This is a genomic window from Kribbella qitaiheensis (genome assembly GCF_014217565.1).
Lineage (GTDB): Bacteria > Actinomycetota > Actinomycetes > Propionibacteriales > Kribbellaceae > Kribbella > Kribbella qitaiheensis_A.
In genome coordinates this window covers 7528672-7553584 of record NZ_CP043661.1, presented here as the reverse complement: position 1 = coordinate 7553584, position 24913 = coordinate 7528672, and the positions used below count along the sequence as shown (strand labels likewise).

The window sequence follows — 24913 nt, the reverse complement described above, 5'->3', positions numbered from 1 at the left end:
ACCGCCCGCGTCGTACCTCGTACTCAGTCGTCGAGGACGTCCTCCAGCGGAGTGTCGAGCTTGGCGACCGTGCGCCGGAGCGGGACCTCCTTGATGAACATCACCGCGATCAGGCTGACCAGACCGCAGATCGCGGCGATCGTGAAGATCCGGCCGGTCGCGTCGCCGTACGAGTGACGGACGAGCTCGGCGAGCTGCGGGGGCAGGTGATTGACGTCGAGCAGGCTCGTGCCGCCGCCACCTTCCTGCACCTTGCGGGCCGCCTCGGCGCCGCCTGGTCCGGCGAGCAGACCCTGGATCAGCAGGTCCTTGACGCGGGCCGCGAGGACCGCACCCAGGACCGAGACGCCGACCGCGCCACCGAGACTGCGGAAGAACGAGACCGAGGCGCTGGACGCGCCGATCTCCGTCACGTCGACGGTGTTCTGTACGGCGAGCACCAGGTTCTGCATCATCATGCCCATCCCGATGCCCATCGAGAGCATGCCCAGGCCGACGTACCAGTACGGGCTGGCGTGGTCGATCGTGCCCAGGATCCCGAGTCCGACGACGAGCAGGACACCGCCGGCGATCAGGTACCGCTTCCATTTGCCGTAGCGGGTGATCATCTGGCCGGAGCCGACCGAACCGAAGAACGAGCCGAGCATCATCGGGATCGTCAGCAGGCCGGCCTCGGTCGGGCTGTAGCCGCGGGCGATCTGGAAGTACTGACCGAGGAACAGCGCGCTGCCGAACATCGCGACGCCGACCGCCAGGCTGGCCACGATCGCGAGTGCGGTGGTCCGCTGCCTGACGACCTTCAACGGCACCAGCGGTTCCGGCGCGCGGGTCTCGACCAGGACGGCGAGCAGGCCGAACATCACGGTGCCGCCGACGAACAGTGCGGACTGCCAGGACACCCAGTCGAAGTCCTGACCAGCGAAGGTGACCCAGACCAGCGGCAGGCTGGCCGCGGCGCTGATCAGGATCGCGCCGAGGTAGTCCATCTTCACGCGACGCTTCATCATCGGCAGGTGCAGGTACTTCTGCAGCACCACCAGGCTGATCACGGCGAGCGGGACGCAGACGTAGAAGCACCAGCGCCAGCCGAGCCAGGAGGTGTCGACGATGACGCCACCGATGAGCGGGCCGCTGACGGTGGCGACGGCCATCACGGCACCCATGTAGCCGGAGTACCGGCCGCGGTCACGAGGCGGGATCGCCGCACCGATGATCGCCTGGGCCAACGCCATCAGGCCGCCCATCGCGAGTCCTTGCAGGACGCGGGCGCCGATCAGGAACGGTACACTGTGGGCCATCCCCGCGAGGGCCGAACCGACCACGAACAGGCCGATCGCCAGCTGCACCAGCAGCTTCTTGCTCATCAGGTCGGACAGCTTGCCCCAGATCGGGGTCGACACCGTGGTCGCCAACAGGCTCGCCGTCAGCACCCAGGTGTACTGCGTCTGCGACCCCTCCAGATCGGCGATGATCGTCGGCAGGGCATTGCTGACGATCGTCGAGCTGAGCATCGCCGTGAACAAGGCGGCCAGCAGACCGATCAAAATTTCGAGGATCTCGCGGTGGGTGAGCTCCGGCGCAGCGGGCGCTTGTTGCCGGTTCTCGGTGACAGTCATCAGTCTCCAGTCGAAGGATTGACGCGCCGGTCGGACTCGGCGACGTACGTGATCGCGCCGGCGACGCGATGCAACGCATCCGCCGCGGCCGCCATCTGTTCGTCGTCCCAGTCCGTCAACGCGGCGCGTAGTTGCAGGGTGTAGTTCGCGTAGAGGGCCTCCAGCCGCTCCCGCCCGGTCGCGCTCAGCGCGACCAGCGAAACGCGGGCATCCGCCGGATCGGGCCGACGGCTCACCAGGCCGTCGGCCACCAGCGCACTCACCTGGCGGCTCACCACCGACGCGTCGACTCCGAGCTTCACGGCGATCTCGCCACCGCGTTGCTCCCCGTCGCGCGCCAGAATCTTCAGCACACTCGCGTCGGCCCGCCGCAATCCGGCGTCCGGCCAAAGGTGCCTGTGCTCGACACAACGCACGGCCCGGATCAGCGAACTGACCCCTTCGAGCACTTCCTGGGCAGGCGTATCCCGTTCCACCTCCGGGACAGAGGTTTGCTGGGCTAGTTGCATAACCCAACTATATGCATATTTAGTTGGTTTCTGCAACCATATGTTCAGAGAGTAGCCCTGCGCTCACTATCGGGTGCGAGTCCCCTGCAACCACCCCCGCGCAATGTCGCCAACCCGCCAAGCAGCGAAGTACTGCACGGGCACTGGCGTACTTCAGTCCCCGCTCTCCAGTGGCCAAGTGAGCAGGGGGCCTGGGTCCGTCTGCGGGATGACATCCTGCTCAGTTGTCCGCCCCGCCGCGTCGTACACCATCCCGACGAGGCGCAGTCCATCCCGGCAGCGGCATCGAGCCGCTCCGTCGACACCGGGGCGCCGGTGGGACGCCTCGGCCGCGCGGATCTGGCGACGGACCGAGGCAGCCGGGGCGGCTGAGGCAACTGAGGCAACTGAGGCAACTGGGGCGGCTGGGGCGGCTGGGGCGGCTGGGGCGGCTGGGGCGGCAAACATCTGAATGAGTCCCTGACAACCTCGGGGCGCGAGGTGACGCGCCGCCAAACTTCGGACGAGAAGGCGGTGTCTTGCACCGTCAGGTATGACGCTGAGTCCGGCAGCGCCGGGCATGAGCGGTGCCCGGCCTGCGACGCGGTCAGGCCATGTCGGCTGCGTCGGGCTGCGTCGGGCTGCGTCGGGCTGCCTGGGGCAGCGTCGGGCGTGACCCTGCGCCTGGTGTGCAGAGAATCTCAGGCGGCTTGGGGCATCGCTGGTGGGTCGAGGTAGGCGCGGGCCGGTGGGGCTGATGAAGATCAGGCATCCGGTGTCGGTGTTGAACACCTGCCAGTCGCCGTGATGCTTGAGGCGGTGGTGATGCCGGCAGAACCCTTCCAGGTTGTCCGCGTCAGTACGCCCTTCGGGGAACGGAACCCGATGATCGAGGTCGCAGGACTTGATCCGCGCGGTGCACCCGGGGAACCGGCAGCGCTGATCCCGGTCGCGGACATGCTGATCCAGTCCCGGACTCGGCGTGTACCGGGCGGGATCAGATTTCGGGGACCGGTCGGTCAACCTGTATCTGAACTTGGCGCGGGTGAAGGCCATCGCGAGCGCGTCTTGGGGCAGGGTTCCGTAGCCTTCGAGTTCGCCGCCGGTGCAGATCGCTCCGGTCGCGAGCGCTTCGGCCTCGGCGTAGGTGCAATGAATCACCACCTGCACTCCTACCGCCGGATTCAACCCCGATTCCGGCAACACCGACGCCACACCCGAAGCATTCCCACTCGCACAGGGCATCGTCACCGTGGCTGGTGTCGTCACCGTGGCTGGTGTCGTCACCGTGGCTGGTGTCGTCACCGTGGCTGGTGTCGTCACCGTGGCTGGTGTTGGCACCGCGACGGTAGCTGTCCCTGCATCCATGGTGCTTTCAGAACCCGAGCCGGTCTCGGTACCCGACATGCTCTCGGCATCCAGGTCGGCGCCGGTAGCCGGATCGGCATCGGCATCCGCGCGTGCTGCAGCCTCCAGGCTGGCCGCAGCATCTCGGAAGGGTCCAGCGTCTCGGGGGGACGGGGCGTCCGGGGAAGATGCAACGTCCGGCGAAGGCGTGGTACCAGCATCCGAAGCGGCCACAACATCCGCAGACTGGTTGTCGGTCGCCGCCGGATCACCTGCGGCATGCTCGGGACGCGACTGGCTGCCACCGTGGTGCTTAGGGGTGGCCTCGGGGCGCGGCTCGGAGCGGCTGACGTGCTCTGGTGTCGCCTCCCGGCGCGGCTCGGAGCGGCTGACGTGCTCTGGTGTGGCCTCGGGGCGCGGCTCAGCGGGGCTGGCCCCGGGGTGCGACTCCGGATTGCCGGGGTGCTCGGGGTTGTTGCTGGTGTTGGTGGTTTGGTCGTGGCCCAGGAGGCGGTTTATGGCGAGGTCGGTGCGGAGTTGGTTGAGGTTGCGGGGGTCTCCGTTGCGTTGTAGTTCGAGGCAGCGGGCGGTGAGGGCGGCCATGATGGCGGTGATGTCGATGGCTGAGGTGGAGACGACCAGGTCGGCCATGCCGCCGTCGTGGGACACGGTGTAGGTGGTGCGTTCGTCTTGGCGTTGTGCGTGCAGGAGCGATTCGTACTCGGCGAGTACCTTCGCTGCTTCGCGTTGGGCGGTTCTCTTGATCCGGGCCCAGCCGTAGCGTCGGCCCCAGGCGAGCACGACCTTCTCGACGCCGGCGCGGAGGTCGTCGTCGGCGATGACTGCCAGTTCGTGGGCGATGTGTTGTGCTGCGGCGGCGGGGATATCACCAGCACTCAGGACGGCGAGTGTTGCGGGGAACCGTTCGACCAGGACTGCGGCGCGATTCAGCCAGCGGGCGGCGGTTTTGCGGTGGGCGCCCATGACCAGGGCGATTTCGTCGGAGACTGACCGCAGCACATCACCTGACCAGCGCCGCTCGGACGGCCGGGCGGCGCGGTCACCTGGACGTGGGGACTCGTGCCCTAGATCAGCTGAGGTTCCTGCCAGTGCGTGGTGGAGTCCGACCATCCTCTCGGCCTTCTTCGCCGCCAGCACCGACTCCAACTGCTGGATCTTCGCCAACTGGTCCAGCAGACCATCCGCGTCCAGCACGGCAATATCCGCGTCGACCACTGCGGTCAACGCATCCATTACCTCTGCGGGACTATCGAACATACTGGCGATTATAGTCCTGATTGCCGACCGACACCAATCCTGCAGGAGGCTGTGGATGACCAGACCCTCAACCCTGCAAGGCGAAACAGACACTCCCGCAAACCACAGAGCGGGCCCGATCCAGCAAGCGCTGATACACCTGTTGAACCTCGCCGAGAGACCTTGCTGGTCGGCGCACCTTTCCCCACCCGGACCAACTGACCCGTATTCGGCACACCGATCACATGTCAAAGCCACTCTCCCCGCGCCGCCTCCTCCAGATCCTCCTTCGGCCGGATAAACCCGCCCGGTATCGCCCCAATCGGGCCGACGACATACCTCGCCGACCGGGGCGCGCCTGATCCACCACTTCCACATGTCGCCACACCGGTCAGCGGCTCCGGGATAGCTGCGGTCTTCCCTGGTCGCGGTGGTGGGAGTCAAGAGCCGAGCTTGCTCGGTCCCGCAGGGACGCCGAAGGCGCTCTTGACGCCCATCACCGCGACCAGCACCATCAGGCAGCCCGGGGACGCGAACCAGAGTTCTTCGCACCCACGAACTCAGAGCACGCGCGCCACTCGTCCTTCGCAGCCCATAAACCCAGCACGAACCGACTACCCGCACCTTCGAACCAGATGCATCAACCGCACGTTCCAGCCGCGACGAAGGAGCGGCGAACCCCGGGGCGGTGGAACGAGCGCTGACGCAGGAAGCGCGAAGCCGGCCGACGTACCCACCCCACCTGCCAACGTTCCACACGCAAGGTGGTCCCTTCACCCAGCGCGAGTCCCCCGCAACCACCTCGCAGTCACCGAGCCGCAGGAGCGGCGAATCCGGGGTAGGTGGGACGAGCGCTGACGCATGAAGCGCGAAGCAGGTCGACATACTCCAACTCGCACCAGCCAGCCCACCACACGCAAGATAGTGCCTCACCCAGCGGGAGTCGCCCAACCATCTCGCACTCACCGAGCCGCGACGCAGGAGCGGCGTCCTGGGGCGGGTGGTCGAGCAGTTGACGCAGGAGGTGCGAGGCAGGGCTGTTAGCTGAGGTCGGAGTTTAGGCGGGAGAGGAGGTTGGCCAAAGCTGCCAGGTCGGGGGCATCCCAGCGGGCGAGGATGGCGTGGAACTCTGCTTGGCGTTGGGTTCGCATAGCGCCGAATCCTGCTGCGCCGGCGGCGGTCATGCGGAGTAGGCGGGCTCGGCCGTCGTCGGGGTCTTCGACCCGTTCGATCATGCCGATGGACTCGAGTTGGGTGAGGCCCGCGGGAGACGGTGGACTTGTCGAGGCCGAGGGCCTGGGCTACGTCCGAGGCGCGGACGCCCGGGCCGCCGCTCGCAGTACCGAGCTCTATCTGGGAAATCAGGGCGTAGCCGGCCGCGTCCATCTCCGGGTGGACCCGGCGCGCCAGCAGCATCTGGGAAGAGCGGGCACGGCGGAAGAGGGTGGAGAGCTCGTGCTCGACGCCGGCCAGCAAATCAGAGCTGGTCTGGTCAGGGCGCTCGGCCACGATGTCGCTCACCGGACCACGATGCCGGCGTCGCGGAGCGCCTTCTTCACGTCGGCGATCCGGAGGTCTCCGAAGTGGAAGACGCTGGCGGCCAGGACGGCGTCGGCGCCGGCTTCGACCGCGGGCGGGAAGTGTTCGGGCAGGCCCGCTCCCCCGCTGGCGATGAGCGGGATGTCGACGACCGCGCGGACGGCGCGGATGAGTTCCAGGTCGAAGCCCTGTTTGGTGCCGTCGGCATCCATCGAGTTCAGCAGGATCTCCCCCGCGCCGAGCTCCCAGCCCTTCCGGGCCCACTCGATCGCGTCCAGCCCGGCCGATTTGCGGCCACCGTGGGTGGTCACCTCGAAGCCGCTCGGCTGGTCGGCGGCACGCCGTACGTCGAGGGAAAGAACCAGCACCTGATTGCCGAACCGGTGCGCGATCTCCTCGATCACGGCCGGCCGCGCGATCGCGCCGGTATTGATGCCCACCTTGTCGGCACCAGCGCGCAGCAGCCGGTCGACGTCCGCCGCTTCCCGGACACCACCGCCGACCGTGAGCGGGATGAACACCTGCTCGGCGGTCCGCCCGACCACGTCGTACGTCGTCTCGCGCGAACCCGACGAGGCAGTGATGTCGAGGAAGGTCAGCTCGTCGGCGCCCTCGGCGTCGTACAGCTGGGCCATCTCGACCGGGTCACCGGCGTCACGCAGGTCGGCGAAGTTGACGCCCTTGACCACCCGGCCGGCATCGACATCAAGGCAGGGGATGACTCGTACGGCGAGGCTCACGGGGAAAGGGTACCGAGCCGCCGGAGCCGATCAGCGCAGGCAGGGGGCAGCATCCGTACTACGGACGGATCAGCGGCCAGGCGATCATGATCCCGGCCGCCGCCGGACCGCCGGGTCGGCCCCGAAATCGCGGATGATCTCGAACGAGCTCACCGCCTTGTAGTGCTCGGGCCGGACCCGCTCGTCGGCCAGCGCTGCCATCAGATCGTTGTCCCCGGAAGGTCCGGGCGAACGCCCACGTGCTCACCGCGATGATCACGATGAAAGCCACCACCGCGAAGACCGGCCGGAAGACCCAGAAGCTCAGCGAGACGCAGAGCGCGACTGCGAGGACGACGTACAGGCCGCCGAGCAGCCCGAGCTGCCTGGCGGCACCGCGGAAACTCGGACGGAACACGATCGTCCCAGGGTGCTCATTCACGAGCGCGCAGACTACGCGAGAGCCCCCGCAGGAAAGGGCGGGTTCACGTGGTCGTCGCAACACCTCGATCTGAGGAGTTGCGGCGGCCATGTTGTTTGTGGAGGACCTTGAGCGTCACGGTGAGGCGTTGTCGCGGTTGGTGGATGCGGGTGTGGGAGTAGCTGCGGCGTGTGGGTCGTTGGAGATCACGCGTGGTCGTGGGTATGAGATGTTGCGGGCTCTGGGGCGTGGACGGGGCAGGAAGACCGTGATCACCGAGGAGTTGCGTGGCCAGGTGGTGGCGGTGTTCGGCCGGTCGGGGAGTATCAACCGGGCCGCGATCGCCGGCGGGTTGAGTCATGACGCTGCCCGGCGGATCCTGGTCGCGGCCGGGCTGGTCGGCGCGGCGAAGGCTGGGTATGGCAAGGCGCGGGCCAAGGCGCGGTTCGCAGAGCTGGTTGAGGCGGGCTGGTCGATCACTCGTGCGGCCGGCGAGGTGGGCGTGAACGTGCGCACCGGGCGGGACTGGCGTCGAGGGGTCCGCAAGGTGGGCAACACACGGGTCCGTCCGGATGGGATGGTCGTGGACTACGGCACCGGAACCCGGTACTTCATTTCCATGACCCGACCGGCTGATGCTGTGATCAGTGACCGTTACCTGTCGTTGGACGATCGGCTGGCGATCGCTGACGGGCTGGTCAACAAGCACACGTTGACCGCGATCGCGGCCGGTATCGGCAAGCACAAGTCCACGATCTGCCGCGAGATCCGCGCGCACAGCGTCGAGGGCATCTACCTGCCGCACCAGGCCCACCGTGACGCCGCGTCGGCCAGGGCCCGGCCCAAGACCTCCAAGCTGGCCGTTGATCCGGTACTACGGGAGCGGGTCGAGCAGGGCTTGGAGACGAAGTTGTCACCAGAACAGATCTCGCACAGGCTCGTCAAAGACTTCCCCGACGACGAGAGCATGCGTGTGAGCCACGAAACGATCTACCAGGCGCTCTACTTCCAGGCCCGCGGCGGCCTGAAACGCGAAGTTCAGACAGCGTTGCGGACCGGCCGGACCCGCCGCAAACCCCAACGCCAACCAGGCCAGCGCCAGCACCGGTTCGTCGACGAGATGATCATGATCTCTGAGCGCCCTGCCGAGGTCGAAGACCGCGCGGTCCCTGGTCACTGGGAAGGCGACCTGATCATGGGCGAGGGCAACCGGTCCGCGATCGCGACCCTGGTCGAACGCACTACCCGCTACACGCTGCTGGTTCACCTGCCCGGCAGCCACGAGGCCGAACCGGTCCGTGACGGCCTCATCAAAGCGATGCAGACCCTGCCCGAGCATCTGCGCGGTTCACTGACCTGGGACCAAGGCTGCGAGATGGCGCGCCACAAACAGTTCTCCATCGCTACCGACATGGCCGTCTACTTCTGCGACCCGCACTCGCCCTGGCAGCGCGGCACCAACGAGAACACCAACGGGCTGCTCCGCCAGTACTTCCCCAAAGGCACCGACCTGTCCGTCCACGGACCCGAAGACCTCGAACACGTCGCCCAAGAACTCAACCAACGACCACGCAAAACGCTCGGCTGGGACACCCCAGCCGAGCGCTTACGTGATCTACTCACTACCTAGAAACCAACACGGTGTTGCAACGACCCCTAGAAACCGCCAAGCTGCGGGGGCTCGGCGGCTACTTCCAGGCGCGGCGCTTGGAGCCGGCCGGCTTCACTGGAGTGGTGGATTCCCACACCCGGCGCCAGCGGGCTGCGTCGGGCCCGGACTGCGACGGCGAAGTACCCGAGGCGACCCGGCGGCGGGCCTCCCACCACGTGCTGGCCTCTTCGTCGAGCAGGGCCGAGACCGCGGCGGAGATGCGCGGCGCGAAGTCGCGCGGGCTCTCCCCCTCAGCCGGGTAGAGCGGATCGCCGTACCGTACTGCGACCGCCGGCCGCCCGGGCACGGGCCAGCCGCGACCGCGTGGCATCGCGGCGAAGGAACCCTTGATGCCAACAGGAATCACCGGTACGCCGGCCTCGACGGCGATGTACGCGGCGCCCATCCGGAACCGTTCCATCCACCCGTCAGGCGACCGGGTGCCTTCGGGGAAGACCACGACGTTCCAGCCGTCCTTGAGCAGGTCGCCCGGAGTCTGGCTGAGCTTGCCGCCACGGCGCTCGATCGGGAACGTGTTGAACATGATCGCCGAGGCTGTCGCCCGCCACCACGTGTCGAAGAAGTAGTCGGCCGCGGCAGCGACAGCCGTCTTGCGGCGCATCGCGTCCGGCAGCGTGCAGAGCACCAGCGGCGTGTCCAGGTGCGACGAGTGGTTCGCCACGATGACCGCCGGGCCGTGCACCTTGGTCAGCGAGTCCAGCCCGCTCACCTGCGGGCTCACCTCGAACCGCATGACCGAGTTGAGCGCGCCCTTCAGCAGCACCTCGCGAACCGCGATCGCCGCCGGCGTACGGGCCCACCTGGTCGGGAAGACCGAGGTCTCCTTCGGCACCACGAACGGCTCGGCCGACCGCGGCACCTGCGGGCGACGACCCCAGCGCCAGCCACGCGCGACGACCTTGACGTCGCGCACGGTCTCCCGGCCGAACTTCACCAGGCCGGTACCCATCAGCGGACGTCCGCGAGCAGGTGCGGCGGGTTGTGCAGGTAGGTGATCGACGGCGACCGGCCGACCGAGTGGCTCACCATCTCCAGCGCGTCCTGCAGCGTCGAGGCGGACCGGAAGCCCATCCGCTCGACCGTCTTGCGGTTCGCGCCGACCCAGACGATGTCGCCGCAGTGGTCCAGCGCGTGGCTGATCCAATACCACATGTAGAACGGGTGCACGCCGTGGTACGCGTTCGAGGTCCGGTACAGGTGGATGTACCACGGGTCCTCGGCGTACTGCTTCTCGAACTTCGCCTCGATGGTGGCCGGATCGGTCGACTCCGACAGCACCTCCTCGAAGAAGTCCACGTACGACGGGTGGTGCAGCTGGCTGAACTCGTAGTCCACCGGGTGGTACAGGATCACCGCGCCGTCCTTGCGGACGATCGGGTTGCCCCGGTAGGAGTTGAAGTAGTAGCCCAGTCCCATGCAGGCGGCCAGGATCGGGTTCATCACCGAGTTCACGTTGTACGGGCCGACGAACGGCACGCCCATGATCGCGACGTCGGACTGCCCCTGCACCTCGACCAGGTGCTGACGGTGCACGGCCTCGATCGTCTTCTCGTGCACCGGCTCGATCGCGCCGGCGTTGATCCCGGTCAGGCCGTAGTTCGCCCGCACGTCCTGGAAGATCTTGCGCCGCATCTTCGCCGGCGCGAGCGCGAGGCCACGCTTGGCGCTGAGCATCGAGGCCTGGTCCTTGATCGACCACTCCCACTCGCGCTTCTGCAGGAACTCCAGCGGCCCGCCGAAGATGTCGTTGTTCAGCGTGGTCTCGATCTGGAAGACCTTGACGTGCTGGGTCAGCACCTCGCCCATCCGCCAGGCGGAGTGGTGCATCTTCGAGGCCTTGTGGTCCATGAAGGACCGCGAGTGGATCATCGTGTGGCTGTTGTGGTGGTGCTTCAGCGACTTGTACGACGCCAGCCCGATCGACGTCGACTTGTGGCCGCCGTCCATCGCCACCAGGTTCACGTTCACGTAGACCAGCAGGTCGGACTCGGCCGCCCGCTTGGAGATCTCGACATCCTCGCCGTGCTTGGTCTGGCCCAGGTGGGTCAGGTTCGCGGCGTCCTCGGCGTCGAAGTTGTAGAGCTTGCCGTCGGGGTAGAACGACCGGAAGACCCGCTCGCCGACGATGTCGCGCAGCTCGTTCGCGGTGAGCCGGCGGTGCAGCGCGTTCGCAGAGATAAGCTCGACGTCGTCGACCCCGGCGTCGGCGGCCATCGTCAGCACGGCCTCGATCACCCGCTGGCGGATGTCCGGCTTCTTCATCGGCGGCAGCGGCAGCGAGATGTCGTCGAAGGCGATCGTCAGCCGCATCCCCGGCCGCAGCAGCTCCGGCAGCGGCTCGGAGTCGATCGGGTTCAGCAACGCGTTCTGGATCGCCTCCTCCACGTCGCGCACCGCCGGCAGCGCCTCCGGCGGGTACACCACCCGGGTGCCGAGCGGGAAGCGCTCCAGCAGGAATCCCTCACCGTTGTGCACGAGCAGCGGCGGCGTCCGGTCGTCCACCTCAAGCACAAACCCTGGCCGAGACATGTCAGAACCTCTCTCGTCGTACGTTCAACAGCCCATCGAGCAGTGCCCTCATGAGGCCCTCACATCAAAGGCGACCTTGACGGTTCCCAACCGGCCGGCGGACTGCGCGTGGTCCAGCGCCTCACGCCACCGGTAGAGCGGATAGCGCGCCCCGACGATCCCGTCCAGCGGGGCGGTCGCGGCGAGTTCCAGCGCGGTCTCGAAGGCGGGCCGGTCGTTCGGCTCTACCCGCGAGGACGCGTACGTGCCGGTCAGCTCCAGCTCGCGGAACCACACCGGCGACAGGTCCGCGCCGGTCGACGGCATACCGGCCAGGACCACCCGGCCACCGGCCTTGGTGACCCGCAGCACGGTGTCGATGGAGTCCTTGCTGCCGACCGCGTCGACGGCGACGTCGACACCGCCGAGCAGGAACTCCTTGGCGTTCAGGTCCGGCTTCAGCCGGAAGGCGCCGGTGGCCCGGCGGACGCCGCGGAAGACCTCGTCGGGCGCGACCACGTCGCTGGCGCCGAACGCCCGGGCCAGCTCACGCTGCTTGGGGTGCTTGGCGACGACGGTGATGCGGCCGGCCTGAGTCAGCTCGCGCAGCGCCAGGGTCGCGAACAGCCCGACCGCGCCGGCGCCGCTGACCAGAACGGACTGGCCGGGCTCGACCTTCGCCCGCAGCGCGGTGTGCACCGCGCCCGCCAGCGGCTCGGTCAGCACGGCCCGCTCGTCAGAAAGCCCTTCCGGTACGGCGTACAGCTGGCTGCGATGGGCGACCATCACGTTGCCCCAGCCACCGCCGGTGTCGGAGCAGAATCCGGTCTGGAGTCCGGGCGCGACGTGGCCGACGGTGATCCGGTCACACAGGTTGGTGTGACCCGAGGAGCAGCCGTCGCAGGGCTCGACGCCACGGGCGGCGCAGGTGAGAACCGAGTCCATCACCACGCGGGTGCCCTTGGGCAGGTCCTCGCAGTCCTCGAGCAGCTCGCCGACGACCTCGTGTCCCGGCACGAACGGCAGCGACACCAGCGCCGAGAAGTACAGCTTGGTGTGGCTGGTGACCATGCCGAGGTCCGAGCCGCAGATGCCGGACAGGATCGGCCGGATCCGCGCCCAGCCGTCCTTGTCCGACTTCGGCTCGTTGATCGTGACGAGTCGCAGCGGGGCCGCCGGTCCGGTCAGGATGCCGGGGATCCGGCCGCCGACCGCCTTGGCGGCCAGGAACTTGGCCGGCGAGCGGTACATCTCGAGTGCGAGCATCATCGGGCCATCCCTCCAGAAAAGCGCTGCACTCCGGGGATCTCCAGTCGCGAGGAAGTGGCCGGGGTCTTCCAGTCGACGATCTGCCAGCGCGCGGCCCGGGCGGCCCGGAACAGCGAGACGTCCGGCGAGACCGCGACCGGGTTGCCGACGGTCGCCAGCATCGGCAGATCCGAGTGGCTGTCGGCGTACGCGTAGGACTTCGACAGGTCGATGTTCGTGCCGCGGGCCCGGTTCTTGATCCAGGCCGCCCGCGACTCACCGACGAGCGGCGGTCCGGACAGGAACCCGGTGCAGCGACCGCGATCGTCGACGGCCAGCTCGGCCGCGATGATCTCGTCGAACAACGGCTCCAGCGGCCTGGTCAAAGGCCGGATCGCGCCGGTGATCAGGATGGTCCGGTGGCCGGCCGCCTTGTGCTCGCGGATCCGCCGGACGGCGTCGCCGCTGAGGCGCTCGAGCACGTGCTCGGCCAGCACCTCGTCGACGATCCGGTTCAGCTCTTCCAGGTCGGCGCCCTCGTAGCGGCGGTAGATCGTCCGCAGGAAGGTGCCGCGATCCTTGCGCTCGGCCGAGATCAGCTTCGGCAGCTTGCGCAGCATCGCGCCGATCTCACCGACCCGCTGGTGGCTGTCCAGCTCGGGCAGCCGCATCCACAGGTAGGTCTCGATCACGTTCGACGACAGCAGCGTGCCGTCCATGTCGAACGCGGCGATGATCTCGGCGTCGTCGGACGGCGTCACCTTCTTCAAGGTGCCCGCGGACTCGGCCAGCGCCTTGTTCCGCTTCTTTCGTACGACGTCCAGCCGGCGCAGCGAATCCGTCACGCTCGGGCAGTGCACCTCTTGCAGGTAGTGCTGCCAGTCCACGATCGAGGTGTCGCACCAGAACTTCTCCCGGTCGTCTCCCTCGAGGGCGTTGTGCAGAGCGAGCACGTTGTCGTCGATGAACTGCAACTCGGCCTGCGCGTACTCGGAGTACAGGTCCATGTAGCGGCGCAGGAAGTCGAGGCGGCGCTTCTGTACGTCGAGCTCGCGCGCGTACTTGCGGACGCGCTCGCTCCTCGGCACCGTCGTGATGATCCGGTCGGCGATCTTGTGCGCCTTCTCGCCGTACCGCAGCATGCTCTCGACCGAGTCGCCGCCGGGGAACTTCCAGACCGGCAGCCGGACCGCGCCGCGCTCGCCCAGGTCGAACGGGTGCTTGGAGAAGTAGGCCCGGACGCCGGCGTACAGCTGCTCGAAGGTCAGCGGGTTCCGGGCGCCGGAGCTGACGTGGTAGTACTCCGGTTTGTTCAGCTCGGGCTCGGTCGCCATCACCGCGCAGATCGCGCCGACCACGTGGTCGACCGGGATGATCTCCACCACCGAGTCCGGGCTGGCCGGGAACTCGGGCAGCTCGCCGCGGCCGTAGGCCAGGATCAGCGGCTCGGCCATCTTGAAGCCTTCGATCCAGCCCGGGAACGGGCTCTGCACCGCGGACTCGATGATCGCCGGCCGCACGATCGAGGTCGGCAGCTGGGCGGCGAACTCCTCCACCACCCGCTCGCCGAGCGCCTTCGTGAACGTGTAGCAGTCGGTCCAGCCGAGGCTGCGGGCCCGCTCGGTGCCGGTTTCGATCAGCTTCTTCGCGACCCATTCCGTCCGCCGGCGCTCGGTGTCGGCCGCTGCGGTCAGGTGACCGGCCCGGCGGTGCAGCTTCTCCGAGTCCTTGCGGAACTTCACCAGCATCGCGGCGCTACGGGAGGTCTCCTCGACCCGCGCCTTCATCGCCATCCCGGCCTCGGCCTCGGCCCGCCAGTCGACGTTGTGCTCGACCGGCGCCTCGGGGATCGCGCCCCGGCGGCGGCCCGGCCGTGTAAGCGGTAGAGATGTGGACGTAATGAATACGACGCTCGGTCGCTGCAGAACTTTCAAGGATGCGCTCGAGCAGGCTCTTCGTCCCGAGCACGTTGGTCGTGAACGCCTCGTGGATCGGCGGGTCGAAGCTGACGTCACCGGCACAGTGCACGACGATGTCGAGATCCTGCGGCAACGCCGGTACGTCGGACAGGTCGCCCTCGACCACCTCGACCCGGGCGGCGGTCAGCTCGGTGGCGTCGGCGTACGGGGTGCCCTCGCCGTAGAACGGCTTGAAGATGTCCTTCTTGAGCATCTGCGCCATCCGGTCGGTGCCCTTCAGGGACCCCTTCGGACGGATGATCGCGACCACGGTGGTGTCCGGCAGCTCGCCGATCATCCGGTGCAGCAGGGCCTCACCGACGAAACCGGTGACGCCGGTGACCAGGACCTTCTTGCCTGCCAGCTTGTCGGCAAGACTCACTTGTCGCCTCCACGGGTGAGTTCGAGTGCCTCGGTCAGGGTGAACGCGCCGGCGTACAGGGCCTTGCCGACGATGACGCCTTCGACGCCGTTGCTCACCAGGGTGCTCAGGGCGCGCAGGTCGTCGAGGCTCGAGACGCCGCCGGAGGCGACGATCGGCTTGTCGGTGCGCTCGCACAGGTCGCGGTACAGGTCCAGGTTGGGCCCCTGGAGCATGCCGTCCTTGGTCACGTCCGTGACGACATACCGCTCGCAACCGGCCCGTTCGAGCCGCTCGAGCACCTCGTAGAGGTCGCCGCCCTCCTTGGTCCAGCCGCGCGCGGCCAGCGTCCGGCCACGGACGTCGAGCCCGATCGCGACCCGGTCGCCGTACTGCTTCACGATCCGGTCGCACCACTGGGGGTTCTCCAGGGCGGCGGTGCCGATGTTGACCCGGCGCGCACCGGTGGCCAGCGCGGCTTCGAGGGAGTCGTCGTCGCGGATCCCGCCGGACAACTCGACCTGTACGTCGAGCTTGCCGGTCACCTCGGCGAGCAACTCACGGTTGCTGCCACGGCCGAAGGCGGCGTCCAGATCGACCAGGTGGATCCAGTCGGCGCCCGCCTCCTGCCACGCCATCGCGGCGGCCAGCGGGTCGCCGTACGAAGTCTCGCTGCCGGCCTCGCCCTGCACCAGCCGGACGGCCTGCCCATCCGCCACATCGACGGCAGGGAGCAGCACCAGGTTCTCTGACATGGGCCACACCCTAGATGGCCGAGCTGACGGTTTCGTAACCCGCTGCCCTGCTGAGTCGTTGAGATCCGATCTGTCGCAGCAATACCAGTCGAGCCAGTGGTCTTATGGCTGAGCGGACCACTCGGGCTTTAATCCCGGAGCGGTCGGTACAGCACCAGCAGCGCGGCGGGGACAGCCGGCAGTTCGCGATCGGGGGTGGATTCGGCATCGAGCTCGAAGGCGGCGAAACCGGAGTCCATCTCATCGGCCGGCAGATGCTCGAAGGTGGAGTATGCCCGGTGCTTCACCCGCTCGTACGACGCTTGCACGGTGCTCGGGCCCTCGACCTCGATCAGGGTCGGGTCAGCCAAAATCGTCAGCCCGGCCTGCTCGGTCAAGGCGCGGACCGCGTCCAGCGGGAGGTACATCTCCGCGTCCACTTTCCGGGCGGACGGGAAATACCGGTACCAGTACAGGTCCGGCATCCGATCGGAGAACTGACTTCGCAGCAGCACCATGCCACCGGGCCGAACCACCCGAGCAAGCTCTCGCAGGGCGCGCAACTTGTCGCCGAAGTGATGGAAGGACAAAAACAGCAAGGCGAAATCGCAGGACGCGGCCGGCAGCGGGATCGCCTCGGCCGAACCGTCCAGATACGTCACGGCCGGGTGCGACGCGGTCTCGGTCGCGATCTCACGCATCCGGGCTGACGGCTCCACGCCGTACACAGGTCCGCCGAAAGTCTCGGCGAGGGCAGGAGTGAACCGGCCGATGCCGCTGCCGAGGTCCAGCACGGTCAACGGTCGCGCGGTCGGCACCCGATCGGCGAAGGCCTGCATCCAAGCGTTCAGGCTGCTCGTCTCCAGCCCCCGTCCAGCGGCGTACACCTGGTGCAGCCGGTCGTCGTAGTTCACCATCTCCAAGACGATAGCCGTCAGCGATGCTTGGCCAGGACAGGTGTGCGATAGCCGGTGCCGGACTTGATCGTGGTGGCCTCGCTGGTGAAGCGTTCCGCGTCGTCGGTTTGGCCCGCCTGACGGCTGGCTTCGGCGAGGAGAAGAACGGCCCGGCATTCGACGATCCGCTGCCTCAACCGGCCTGCGAGCTCACGGGCGCGATGACCGAGGTCGAGCGCCTCGGCCAGGTCGTCGTCGGCGAGCGCCACCGCTGCCAGCCCGAGCAACGCCTCGGCTTCCGTCGCCCGATGACCGAGCCGTCCGGAGATCTCCAGCGCGTCCGCGTGGTGCCGGGCGGCCTCGGCCCGGCGCCCCTGACCGAGGCGGACCATTCCGATCGTGTTGAGCGCTGTCGCCTCGTGGAATTCCAGTCCGTCCCGCCGGCTGATCGACAGCGCCGCTTCCGCACAAACCGCGGCCTCGTCGTACCGGCCGAGATCGGCGTACAGCAAGGCGATCCCGTACTGCCCGGGCGACGACGGCCGGTCCTCCATCGCGAGCGCCGTGGTCGTGTCGGCCTCCGCGCGGTCCATCTCACCCAGCAGCCGGTATGCCAGCCCACGGTTGAGCAGCCCGACGACTCCCGCGTAGCCGTCCGGTGCGATCTCGAGCGCCTCCGAGGCAGCCGCCACGGCCGCATCCAGCTCACCGAGGTTGTAGGAGACGTTGCTCAGGCTGTGCAAGGCAGGCCACAGACTGCCGATCCGGCCGAGCGACCGGAACGCGCGGATCCCCCGGGTCAGGAATTCGGCTGCCTGCACCGACTCACCGCTGTCGTCGTAAGCCATCCCGAGATTGCACAGCAGCGCGGCCTCACCCAACCCGAATCCGGCCTCGGCGTAGCACTCGCAGGCCTTTGCGGACTCTTCGATCGCCGCCTCCGGATCACCCGCGGTGAAGGCCAGCGCGCCGAGGCTGTGCCGCATCGCCCCTTCGCCGTCCCGTTCACCGGCCGCCCGGGCGGCGCGCAACCCGGCCGTCGCGGCTTGCCGCCAAGGGCCGACCCGATCGTTCATGGAGAAGTAGTGCCGCAGTACGTCGGCCAGCCGCCATGCGACGCCGTACGGGCCCAGGTCGGCGGCACGGGTGATGCAGGCGACCAGGTTCTGCTCCTCGGCCTCGAGCCAGGTGCCGGCCTGCGCCTCGTCGGTGAACGGGTTCTCGTCGAAGATCCGCTCGGTGAGCCGCACGAGCGGCAGGTAGGCGAAGCTGGTCGCCGCGTCCGTGGTTCGCAGGTACCAGTCGATCAGCCGTTGCCAGGCAGCGCCGGCATCCGGCTCCACCTCGGCGCGACCGGCGGCGTACAGCCGGATCAGGTCGTGCATGCGGTAGCGGCTGCGCTCACGCTGCAGGAGGTTCACCGCGGCCAGCGTCTCCAGCAGCGGACCGACCTCTCGCGGCGAGGCGTCTGACAACGCCGCGGCGGCCGGCACACTCAGGTCGCCCCCAGGAACCACGCCCAGCAAGGCGAACAGCCGCCTCGCGTTCGGCTGCAGTGCCTCGTACGACAAGGCGAACGCCGCCGCGACCGCGGTGTCGGGCTCGTCACCGATGGCCAGTTCCGCCAACCGGTCGCCGGCGCAGAGCTCTTCGACGTACCCACCGATCGACTGGTCCGGGCGACCGGACAGCAGACCGGCCGCGATTCGCAACGCGAGCGGCAGGCGGTCACAGACATCGGCCAACTCCGCGGCCTGAGCCGGCTCGGACGCGACCCGCTCGGCGCCGAGCATGCTCGCCAGCAGGTCGATCGCCTCGGCAGGATCCAGCATCATCAGCCGCGTACCACGAGCGCCGACCGCGACGGACAGACCGGCAAGCTCATTGCGACTGGTCACCAGTACTGCGTTTCCAGCCGTCCCAGGGAGCATCGGCCTGACCTGCCGCGCATCACGGGCGTCGTCCAGCAACAGGAGAACCCGTCGGTCGGCGAGCGACGATCGCAACAAGGCGGCCCGGCGATCGAGGTCGGCCGGCTGCTCGACCGGATCGACGCCGGCCAGGCTGAGTAGTTCGCCGAGAACCTCCAGCGGATCCCTCGGCGAGTTGCCTGCGCCGGCCAGCCGGACATGCCACTGCCCATCCGGGAATCGGCTGCGGAGCCGGTGTCCGATATGGACCGCCAGCGCCGACTTGCCTACTCCGGGAGCGCCGGAGATGGTGACGACCGGCATCGCCGAGGTCTCCGACAAGCGGTCGGTGATCTCGGTGATCACCTGTTCGCGACCGACGAAGTCACTGAGGTCCATCGGGAGCTGGGAATGCCTCGCCCAGTCGTCGGCCGGCTGCTCGACTTGATCCTTCGATGGGGCCTGGGCGGGCACGTCGCCGGTCAGGATCGCTTGATGCAACTGGCGGGCCTCGGTCCCCGGATCCACTCCGAGTTCCTCCGCGAGCAGACCCGCCAACCGCCGGTACGCCGCCAGCGCGTCCGCCTGCCGACCGCCGCGGTACAGGGCGAGCATCAGCTGGGACCAGAAGCGTTCCCGCAGCGGGTGTTCCCTGGTCAGCCCGGTCAGGTCCGCGACGACCGACGAGTGATCGCCGATCGCGAGCCGCGCGTCGACCAGCCGTTCGATTGCCTGCAAGCGTTCTTCGATCAGCCACGGCCGTCCCTCGAGTGACTCGGTGCCGAGGCCGGTCAGCGGTACGTCCTGCCACAGGTCGAGCGCCTCGCCGAGTAGGTGGGCCCGAAGTTGCGGATCATCGGCCGCTCCGGCCCTGCTCGACCAGCGCGCGGAACTTGGCGAGGTCCAGTTGGTCGGGGCCGAGCTCGATCAGGTAACCACCGGGGACGGTACGGATCACCTCGGCCGCCGAACCGAGTGCGGATCGCAGCCGGGAGAAGGAGGTGTGCAGGGCTCGCTCAGGTCCGGCCGGTGGTTCACCGGCCCAGATCGCCTCGATCAGCTCTCCCGGTGGAACTACCCGGTTCGCGTTGATCAGCAGTTCGGTGAGCAGCGCTCGCAACCGGCGCGCCGGCAATGCCACCAGCGAGCCGTCCTGCCGCACCTCGGTCGGCCCGAGAACCCGAAATTGGAGCCCATCCATGTCCGTCGTCCAACCCGCCTTTCACTCGTCGGCGTCGCGGCTGTGGCGTGACGAGGCGTCACAGCGCGCCCACCGTACTCCGGCGGCCAAGACCACCGACCAGCCGGCGAGATCCTGAGACGGTCAGCCGAGGAAGACCTCGTACGCGAGCCGAAGGATCAAGGCGGAAACGACGACCAGGAAGATGATCCGGACGAAGCGGCTGCCCTTGGCGCTGGCCCGGAGGAAGTTGTAGCCCATCAGTCCGACCAGCGCGAAGATCAGGAACGACCCCGTGCCGGGTCCGAGAGCCACGCCATCGGGATCTGCGTCGCGACCAGCGCTCCACCTACCGCGGCCAGTCCGGCCAGTCCTGCGAGCGGCAGCACCGTACGCCGGTCCGGCTTCACCTTGATGCCGTAGGTGATCGCGCTCGTCGTCGTACCGAACAGCGACGAGATCTTGTTGGTGGACAGGATCTGGGCGGGCGACGCGTTCGGCAGACCGAGCAGCATGGCCGGCAACTGGATCAGCCCACCACCGCCGACCACCGCGTCGATCCAGCCGGCCGAGAAGGCCGCGACCACCAGGAAAACAACGGCCCACAACGAGACATCAGGCATGGGGCAACCAGACAGAGCGGGTGGAACTGGGCATGACGCCATCTTCACCTAAGGCCTTTGTCCGACTCAACCATTACAACATCGAGTGCTGCCGGGACGGAGACAAATCCCACAGTCGGGTGGAACAGTGACGGGATGAGTTCGTCGATCCTGCCTCCCGAGGGCGAGCAGTTGGCCACCGGCTGGGAACCAGACCTGCCCGTCGCGGACTCGCTCGTCCGGCAGGCCGTCCTTGCCCATGCCTCCTGGGCGATCGACACCGCGCGCCGGGCCGGCCGGCCCTGGTACGACGGCGACACCTGGGCGGGCGGCATCCTCGGCGACCGCGGCCCGATCACTAACTGGATCGTGCCGAAGCAGCCCGTCGACCCGGCGGAGGTGATCGCTGCTGCCGACCGGGAGTTCGGCACCAGCGCGCCGTATCTGTTCGTCAGCGCCTGGCCGACGCCGGACCTCCGCCCGCACGGTCTCGGCCTGGCCGGCCACCCTCCGCTGATGATCCGCTTTCCAGATCCGTCAGTCGCTCCACCGACCACCGATCTGGAGATTCGCCAGGCGACCACCTCGGCGGAACTTGCCGATGCCGAGAAGGTTCTGGTTGAGGGCTATCCGCTGCCTGAGCTACAGCCCTTCACTCCTGGCACCCTGTACTCCCCCGCGGTCCTCGACAGTCCGACCACAGTCTGGGTCGGCTACGACGGCGACGTTCCGCTGGCGACCTCAGCCGCCCACGACGCTGCCGGTCTCACCGTGGTCGAGAACGTCGCCGTGATGCCCGCAGCCCGTGGGCGCGGAGCCGGCGCTGCCATCACCTGGGCAGCCACCACTCGTCACAGCCACCAACCAGCGGCCCTCATCGCGAGTGACGACGGGCAGCCCGTCTACCAGCGCCTCCACTACCTCCGCCTCGAACGCTGGACCGTCTGGGTCCGCAGCTGACTCCTCCCATCGCCTGGCGAGAATCGCGGAATTGGGTGGGGGACGCAGCGCGCCCGCCGGCCTGAGTGGTCGGCGGGCGCGCTGTTTGGATCGATGGTTCAGCCGCGGACGGCTGTGACCAGGTGGTCGACGATCTCGCCCAGGGGGACGTCGGTGCGGTCGCCGGAGCGACGGTCCTTCACCTCGACGACTCCGTCGGCCAGACCCTTGCCAACGATCGCGATGGTCGGCACACCGAGGAGCTCGGCGTCCTTGAACTTCACGCCGGCGGTGACCTTCTCGCGGTCGTCGTACAGGACGGTCAGCCCGCGCGCCTCCAGCTCGGCCGCGATCTTGGCCGCCGCCTCGAACGGAGCGGCATCCTTGCCGGTGGCAACCAGGTGGATGTCGGCCGGTGCGATCTCGCGGGGCCAGATCAGGCCGAGCTCGTCGTTGTTGCCCTCGGCGATGGCGGCGACCGCACGGGTCACGCCGACGCCGTACGAACCCATCGTGACCGTGACGAGCTTGCCGTTCTGGTCGAGCACCTTCAGGTCCAGCGCCTCGGCGTACTTCTTGCCGAGCTGGAAGATGTGCCCCATCTCGATCCCGCGGGCGGACTCCAGCGGACCGGAACCGTCCGGCGCCTCGTCCCCGTCGCGCACCTCGGCGGCCTGGATCGTGCCGTCGGCGGTGAAGTCGCGGCCGGCCACCAGGTTGATCACGTGGAAGCCGGTCTTGTCCGCGCCGGTCACCCAGGCCGTCCCGTCGCCGACCCGGGGGTCGAGCAGGTACCGGATCTTCGAGCTGTTCTCCGAGCCGAGCACGCCGGGGCCGATGTAGCCCTTCGCGAGCGCCGGGTTCTTGGCGAAGTCCGCCTCCTCGAAGGCGACCACCTCGGCCGGCTCGACCTGCGCGCCGAGCCGCTTCTCGTCGATCGTGCGATCGCCGGGCACGCCGATCGCCAGCGGCTCACGGCTGCCGTCGGGGTTGACCAGCATCACGAGCACGTTCTTCAGCGTGTCCGCAGCGGTCCACCCGCGACCGTCGGTGCGCGGGTGCTTGGCGTTGAGCGCGTCCACCAGCGTGTCGATGGTGGGGGTGTCCGGGGTGTCGACCACCTCGGCGGCGGGCACGCCGGACGCGTCGACCGGCGCGGCCTGGGCCACCACCACGGCCTCGACGTTCGCGGCGTAACCACCTGCGGACCGAACGAAGGTGTCCTCACCGTTCTCGGCGACCGCGAGGAACTCCTCCGACGCCGAGCCGCCCATCGCGCCCGACATCGCGTTCACGATGACGTAGTCGAAACCGAGCCGGTCGAAGATCCGGATGTAGGCCTTGCGGTGCGCGTCGTACGACGCCTGCAGACCGGCCTCGTCGATGTCGAACGAGTACGAGTCCTTCATCACGAACTCGCGCCCGCGCAGGACCCCCGCGCGCGGCCGGGCCTCGTCGCGGTACTTGTTCTGGATCTGGTAGATCGACAGCGGCAGGTCCTTGTACGACGAGTACAGGTCCTTCACGACGAGGGTGAACATCTCCTCGTGGGTGGGGCCGAGCAGCATGTCGGCGCCCTTGCGGTCCTTCAACCGGAAGATGTTCGGTCCGTACTCCGTCCAGCGGCCGCTCGCCTCGTAGGGCTCGCGGGGCACCAGCGCCGGGAACACCAGCTCCTGCGCGCCGATCGCGTTCATCTCGTCGCGGACGATCTGCTCGATGTTGCGCAGCACCCGCAGCCCGAGCGGCAGCCAGGTGTAGATACCGGGCGCGGCCCTGCGGATGTAGCCGGGCCCGGACGAGCAGCCGGTGGCTCGGGACGTCCGCGTCCGCCGGGTCCTCGCGAAGGGTGCGGAGGAACAGCGACGACATACGCAGAATCACGGGAGTCTCCAAGCAGATGCAGAAAAATGGAATACAACTACTGACGGCAAAGAGGATATCCGCCCGCCGCCAATGCTTTCACCACTTTTCCACAGCCTCGGTCGTGACCCGAGGTCAGCGCCCCTCCCGGGAAGCCTTCAGCGCGGCCCGGATCAACGGGAGCTGCAACGGCAGCCGGGCGAACCCGATCGCCTTGGCCTTCGGCGATCCCTTCCGGTTCAGATCCAGCGCCATCTGCACGTTGGCGGGGAAAACCGCCACCAGCAACGCAGTACTGAGCAGCCCGGCCGTACGGCGGGTCCGCGGGTGCAGGAGACCCGCCGCACAGGCCAGCTCGGCCACGCCGGACGCGTAGACGAGCTCCTTCTTGCGCGGCAACTGGTGCGGGACGATCCGCTCGAACGGCTCCGGCTTGACGAAGTGCAGCACACCCATCACGCCGAACATCGCGGCCAGCCCAGTCGTACTTCTGCTCCGTCGACTCATGACCAGCACCCTAGCCGACGGTGTTACCCATGGGTAGCCGCGCTAGGGCAAGGTGCCGTACGGCGTGGCGGCCGCCTGGGCGGCGTACAGGAAGGCGCCCTTGTTCTTCGGCCAGAAGGTCGAGTCCATGCAGGAGTACGCCGGGAAGAACCCGCCGCACGAGCCCGAGTCGGGCCCCACCTCGAACGTGTACGACGGCACCCCACGCGTTCCGTAGAGCCAGTCGTCGGTGGCACCCGGCGCGAAGTACCCGACCCCGCCGTCTCCGGTCGTCACCGAATAGCCGTTGAACCCGCTCATCTTCTTGCCCAGGGCAACCAAAGCGGCCTTGTCCGGCGCATTCGTGTTGGTGTACCCGTACGGCGCGAGGATGTCGTTCCCGAAGCTGTGCAGGGTCAGGACCACATCGACGCCGTCCGGGTTCGCCATCGGGACCACCCACAGCTCCCGCGAGTCGACCAGCGAGGTGATCGCCGGGTCCTTGCCGTACGACGTGACGAGCAGGTCGATCCAGCGGTACGCGAGTTCGCCGGTGGACAGTTCGCGGGCGTGGATCTGGGTGTGCAGCACGAACTTCGGCTTCTTGCCGGTGCTGTTCAGCGCACAGTCGCCGGTGGTCAGCTTGGTGATGCACAAGGCATGGATGTCGTGCCCACCTTGGCCTTTCGTCTTCTTCCACGAGTCGCCGATGTCGTACAGCTTCACCAGGTTCGGGTGTGCGGAGGCCACCGCCGCGTTGTGCTGCTCATGGCCGACTACGGTGTGGTAGCCGCCGTAGTACGTCGTACCGGTGGCGTCGGCGCGGCGTACCAGCGGCTGATAGACACTGCCGCTCTTACCGAGCAGCACTCCCCTGTCGCGCAGGCTCTTGGCCTCCGCTGGAGTGGCGACGACGATCGGCCGGGTGCCGTGGCCGTGGCTGATGTCGTAGCCGTCCTTGACCAGTTGGGCGATGGTCAGTCCCGCAGGCAGCTTCAGCGTGTAGTACGCCGGCGAGCTGTCGGCCTGGGCGACCGGTTCGGGCGCGGGAGCCGCCGAACTGCCGGGGGCGAACCCGGCGACCGCGACGGCAACAGCGGCCAGACCGGCCAAAGACGTGGCGATTCTTCGCATGGGTGTTCCTTCCGCTGGGCGGGGCGGCGCCCGAA

21 protein-coding genes and 2 pseudogenes are annotated in these 24913 nt (G+C 68.2%); 2 read left to right on the top strand and 21 right to left on the bottom strand.

The window, feature by feature from the left end; all coding sequences use genetic code 11:
- Positions 1-23: 23 nt before the first annotated feature.
- The 6 genes from F1D05_RS35775 to F1D05_RS35750 form a co-directional block, all read right to left on the bottom strand.
- The gene (locus F1D05_RS35775; protein ID WP_185444677.1) at positions 24-1616 is read right to left on the bottom strand and encodes an MFS transporter; all 1593 of its coding nucleotides are present in this window, start codon (positions 1614-1616) and stop codon (positions 24-26) included.
- Complete coding sequence (locus F1D05_RS35770; RefSeq protein ID WP_185444676.1) at positions 1616-2125, bottom strand: MarR family winged helix-turn-helix transcriptional regulator; 510 nt, start codon at positions 2123-2125, stop codon at positions 1616-1618. The genes F1D05_RS35775 and F1D05_RS35770 overlap by 1 nt, the downstream gene beginning before the upstream one ends.
- A gap of 153 nt (positions 2126-2278) precedes the next feature.
- The gene (locus tag F1D05_RS35765; protein ID WP_185444675.1) at positions 2279-4729 is read right to left on the bottom strand and encodes an HNH endonuclease signature motif containing protein; all 2451 of its coding nucleotides are present in this window, start codon (positions 4727-4729) and stop codon (positions 2279-2281) included.
- A 1019-nt stretch (positions 4730-5748) separates the two neighbouring features.
- Positions 5749-5943: a hypothetical protein gene (locus F1D05_RS41580; protein ID WP_246486247.1), complete on the bottom strand. Its 195-nt coding sequence runs from the start codon at positions 5941-5943 to the stop codon at positions 5749-5751.
- Between the two features lie 282 nt (positions 5944-6225).
- Entirely contained in the window at positions 6226-6987 is a 762-nt protein-coding gene (gene hisF / locus F1D05_RS35755) for an imidazole glycerol phosphate synthase subunit HisF (protein WP_185444674.1), read from the bottom strand.
- 58 nt (positions 6988-7045) lie between these two features.
- Positions 7046-7408, bottom strand: coding sequence for a hypothetical protein (locus F1D05_RS35750; RefSeq protein WP_185444673.1), 363 nt, complete (start codon positions 7406-7408; stop codon positions 7046-7048).
- Between the two features lie 454 nt (positions 7409-7862).
- Here F1D05_RS35750 and F1D05_RS35745 point away from each other — a divergent pair, with 454 nt between their 5' ends.
- Positions 7863-9017, top strand: coding sequence for an IS30 family transposase (locus tag F1D05_RS35745; RefSeq protein WP_185449627.1), 1155 nt, complete (start codon positions 7863-7865; stop codon positions 9015-9017).
- A 58-nt stretch (positions 9018-9075) separates the two neighbouring features.
- On the opposite strand, the gene F1D05_RS35740 is transcribed toward F1D05_RS35745, so the two are convergent.
- The 12 genes and pseudogenes from F1D05_RS35740 to F1D05_RS35705 all read right to left on the bottom strand — a co-directional run bounded on the left by F1D05_RS35740 (position 9076) and on the right by F1D05_RS35705 (position 20477).
- Positions 9076-10008 (bottom strand): lysophospholipid acyltransferase family protein, encoded by a 933-nt coding sequence (locus F1D05_RS35740; RefSeq protein WP_185444672.1) that lies wholly within the window; start codon positions 10006-10008, stop codon positions 9076-9078.
- The gene (locus tag F1D05_RS35735; protein WP_185444671.1) at positions 10008-11588 is read right to left on the bottom strand and encodes a lactate racemase domain-containing protein; all 1581 of its coding nucleotides are present in this window, start codon (positions 11586-11588) and stop codon (positions 10008-10010) included. Before F1D05_RS35735 ends, F1D05_RS35740 begins: the two co-directional genes overlap by 1 nt.
- Before the next feature lie 48 nt (positions 11589-11636).
- Positions 11637-12836, bottom strand: coding sequence for a zinc-dependent alcohol dehydrogenase (locus F1D05_RS35730; RefSeq protein ID WP_185444670.1), 1200 nt, complete (start codon positions 12834-12836; stop codon positions 11637-11639).
- Positions 12833-14608 carry an HAD-IB family hydrolase gene (locus tag F1D05_RS35725; protein ID WP_246486246.1) on the bottom strand — a complete coding sequence of 592 codons (1776 nt, stop codon included), beginning with the start codon at positions 14606-14608 and terminating at the stop codon, positions 12833-12835. Before F1D05_RS35725 ends, F1D05_RS35730 begins: the two co-directional genes overlap by 4 nt.
- Entirely contained in the window at positions 14571-15155 is a 585-nt protein-coding gene (locus F1D05_RS41575) for an SDR family oxidoreductase (RefSeq protein ID WP_246486245.1), read from the bottom strand. Before F1D05_RS41575 ends, F1D05_RS35725 begins: the two co-directional genes overlap by 38 nt.
- The gene (gene priA, locus F1D05_RS35720; RefSeq protein WP_185444669.1) at positions 15152-15889 is read right to left on the bottom strand and encodes a bifunctional 1-(5-phosphoribosyl)-5-((5-phosphoribosylamino)methylideneamino)imidazole-4-carboxamide isomerase/phosphoribosylanthranilate isomerase PriA; all 738 of its coding nucleotides are present in this window, start codon (positions 15887-15889) and stop codon (positions 15152-15154) included. Before priA ends, F1D05_RS41575 begins: the two co-directional genes overlap by 4 nt.
- A gap of 128 nt (positions 15890-16017) precedes the next feature.
- On the bottom strand, positions 16018-16785 hold the full coding sequence (locus F1D05_RS35715) for a class I SAM-dependent methyltransferase (RefSeq protein ID WP_185444668.1): 768 nt from the start codon (positions 16783-16785) through the stop codon (positions 16018-16020).
- Positions 16786-16802: 17 nt separating this feature from the next.
- Complete coding sequence (locus F1D05_RS41570) at positions 16803-17318, bottom strand: tetratricopeptide repeat protein (RefSeq protein ID WP_246486946.1); 516 nt, start codon at positions 17316-17318, stop codon at positions 16803-16805.
- A 1188-nt stretch (positions 17319-18506) separates the two neighbouring features.
- A pseudogene (locus tag F1D05_RS41565) lies at positions 18507-19490 on the bottom strand (BTAD domain-containing putative transcriptional regulator); the annotation flags it as partial.
- Positions 19491-19527: 37 nt separating this feature from the next.
- On the bottom strand, positions 19528-19875 hold the full coding sequence (locus F1D05_RS41560) for an AfsR/SARP family transcriptional regulator (protein ID WP_246486244.1): 348 nt from the start codon (positions 19873-19875) through the stop codon (positions 19528-19530).
- Between the two features lie 123 nt (positions 19876-19998).
- Positions 19999-20169, bottom strand: a complete 171-nt coding sequence (locus tag F1D05_RS41555) for a hypothetical protein (RefSeq protein WP_246486243.1) — start codon at positions 20167-20169, stop codon at positions 19999-20001.
- Complete coding sequence (locus tag F1D05_RS35705) at positions 20136-20477, bottom strand: TSUP family transporter (protein WP_246486242.1); 342 nt, start codon at positions 20475-20477, stop codon at positions 20136-20138. The genes F1D05_RS41555 and F1D05_RS35705 overlap by 34 nt, the downstream gene beginning before the upstream one ends.
- Positions 20478-20612: 135 nt before the next feature.
- On the opposite strand from F1D05_RS35705, the gene F1D05_RS35700 reads away from it, so the two are divergent.
- Positions 20613-21416, top strand: coding sequence for an N-acetyltransferase (locus F1D05_RS35700; RefSeq protein WP_185444667.1), 804 nt, complete (start codon positions 20613-20615; stop codon positions 21414-21416).
- 98 nt (positions 21417-21514) lie between these two features.
- Here the strand turns inward: F1D05_RS35700 and F1D05_RS35695 are convergent.
- The 3 genes and pseudogenes from F1D05_RS35695 to F1D05_RS35685 form a co-directional block, all read right to left on the bottom strand.
- Positions 21515-23279: pseudogene (locus F1D05_RS35695) on the bottom strand (proline--tRNA ligase).
- Positions 23280-23393: 114 nt separating this feature from the next.
- Positions 23394-23765, bottom strand: a complete 372-nt coding sequence (locus F1D05_RS35690; RefSeq protein WP_185444666.1) for a DoxX family protein — start codon at positions 23763-23765, stop codon at positions 23394-23396.
- Positions 23766-23807: 42 nt separating this feature from the next.
- Complete coding sequence (locus F1D05_RS35685; RefSeq protein ID WP_185444665.1) at positions 23808-24878, bottom strand: M14 family zinc carboxypeptidase; 1071 nt, start codon at positions 24876-24878, stop codon at positions 23808-23810.
- Positions 24879-24913: the final 35 nt, after the last annotated feature.

Coding starts and splice junctions, on each gene's coding strand:
- F1D05_RS35775 (WP_185444677.1), bottom strand. CDS start 1,616: ATGACTGTCACCGAGAACCGGCAACAAGCGCCCGCTGCGCCGGAGCTC.
- F1D05_RS35770 (WP_185444676.1), bottom strand. CDS start 2,125: ATGCAACTAGCCCAGCAAACCTCTGTCCCGGAGGTGGAACGGGATACG.
- F1D05_RS35765 (WP_185444675.1), bottom strand. CDS start 4,729: ATGTTCGATAGTCCCGCAGAGGTAATGGATGCGTTGACCGCAGTGGTC.
- F1D05_RS41580 (WP_246486247.1), bottom strand. CDS start 5,943: ATGATCGAACGGGTCGAAGACCCCGACGACGGCCGAGCCCGCCTACTC.
- F1D05_RS35740 (WP_185444672.1), bottom strand. CDS start 10,008: ATGGGTACCGGCCTGGTGAAGTTCGGCCGGGAGACCGTGCGCGACGTC.
- F1D05_RS35735 (WP_185444671.1), bottom strand. CDS start 11,588: ATGTCTCGGCCAGGGTTTGTGCTTGAGGTGGACGACCGGACGCCGCCG.
- F1D05_RS35730 (WP_185444670.1), bottom strand. CDS start 12,836: ATGATGCTCGCACTCGAGATGTACCGCTCGCCGGCCAAGTTCCTGGCC.
- F1D05_RS35725 (WP_246486246.1), bottom strand. CDS start 14,608: ATGGCGATGAAGGCGCGGGTCGAGGAGACCTCCCGTAGCGCCGCGATG.
- priA (WP_185444669.1), bottom strand. CDS start 15,889: ATGTCAGAGAACCTGGTGCTGCTCCCTGCCGTCGATGTGGCGGATGGG.
- F1D05_RS35715 (WP_185444668.1), bottom strand. CDS start 16,785: ATGGTGAACTACGACGACCGGCTGCACCAGGTGTACGCCGCTGGACGG.
- F1D05_RS41570 (WP_246486946.1), bottom strand. CDS start 17,318: ATGGAGGACCGGCCGTCGTCGCCCGGGCAGTACGGGATCGCCTTGCTG.
- F1D05_RS41560 (WP_246486244.1), bottom strand. CDS start 19,875: ATGGATGGGCTCCAATTTCGGGTTCTCGGGCCGACCGAGGTGCGGCAG.
- F1D05_RS35705 (WP_246486242.1), bottom strand. CDS start 20,477: ATGCCTGATGTCTCGTTGTGGGCCGTTGTTTTCCTGGTGGTCGCGGCC.
- F1D05_RS35700 (WP_185444667.1), top strand. CDS start 20,613: ATGAGTTCGTCGATCCTGCCTCCCGAGGGCGAGCAGTTGGCCACCGGC.
- F1D05_RS35690 (WP_185444666.1), bottom strand. CDS start 23,765: ATGAGTCGACGGAGCAGAAGTACGACTGGGCTGGCCGCGATGTTCGGC.
- F1D05_RS35685 (WP_185444665.1), bottom strand. CDS start 24,878: ATGCGAAGAATCGCCACGTCTTTGGCCGGTCTGGCCGCTGTTGCCGTC.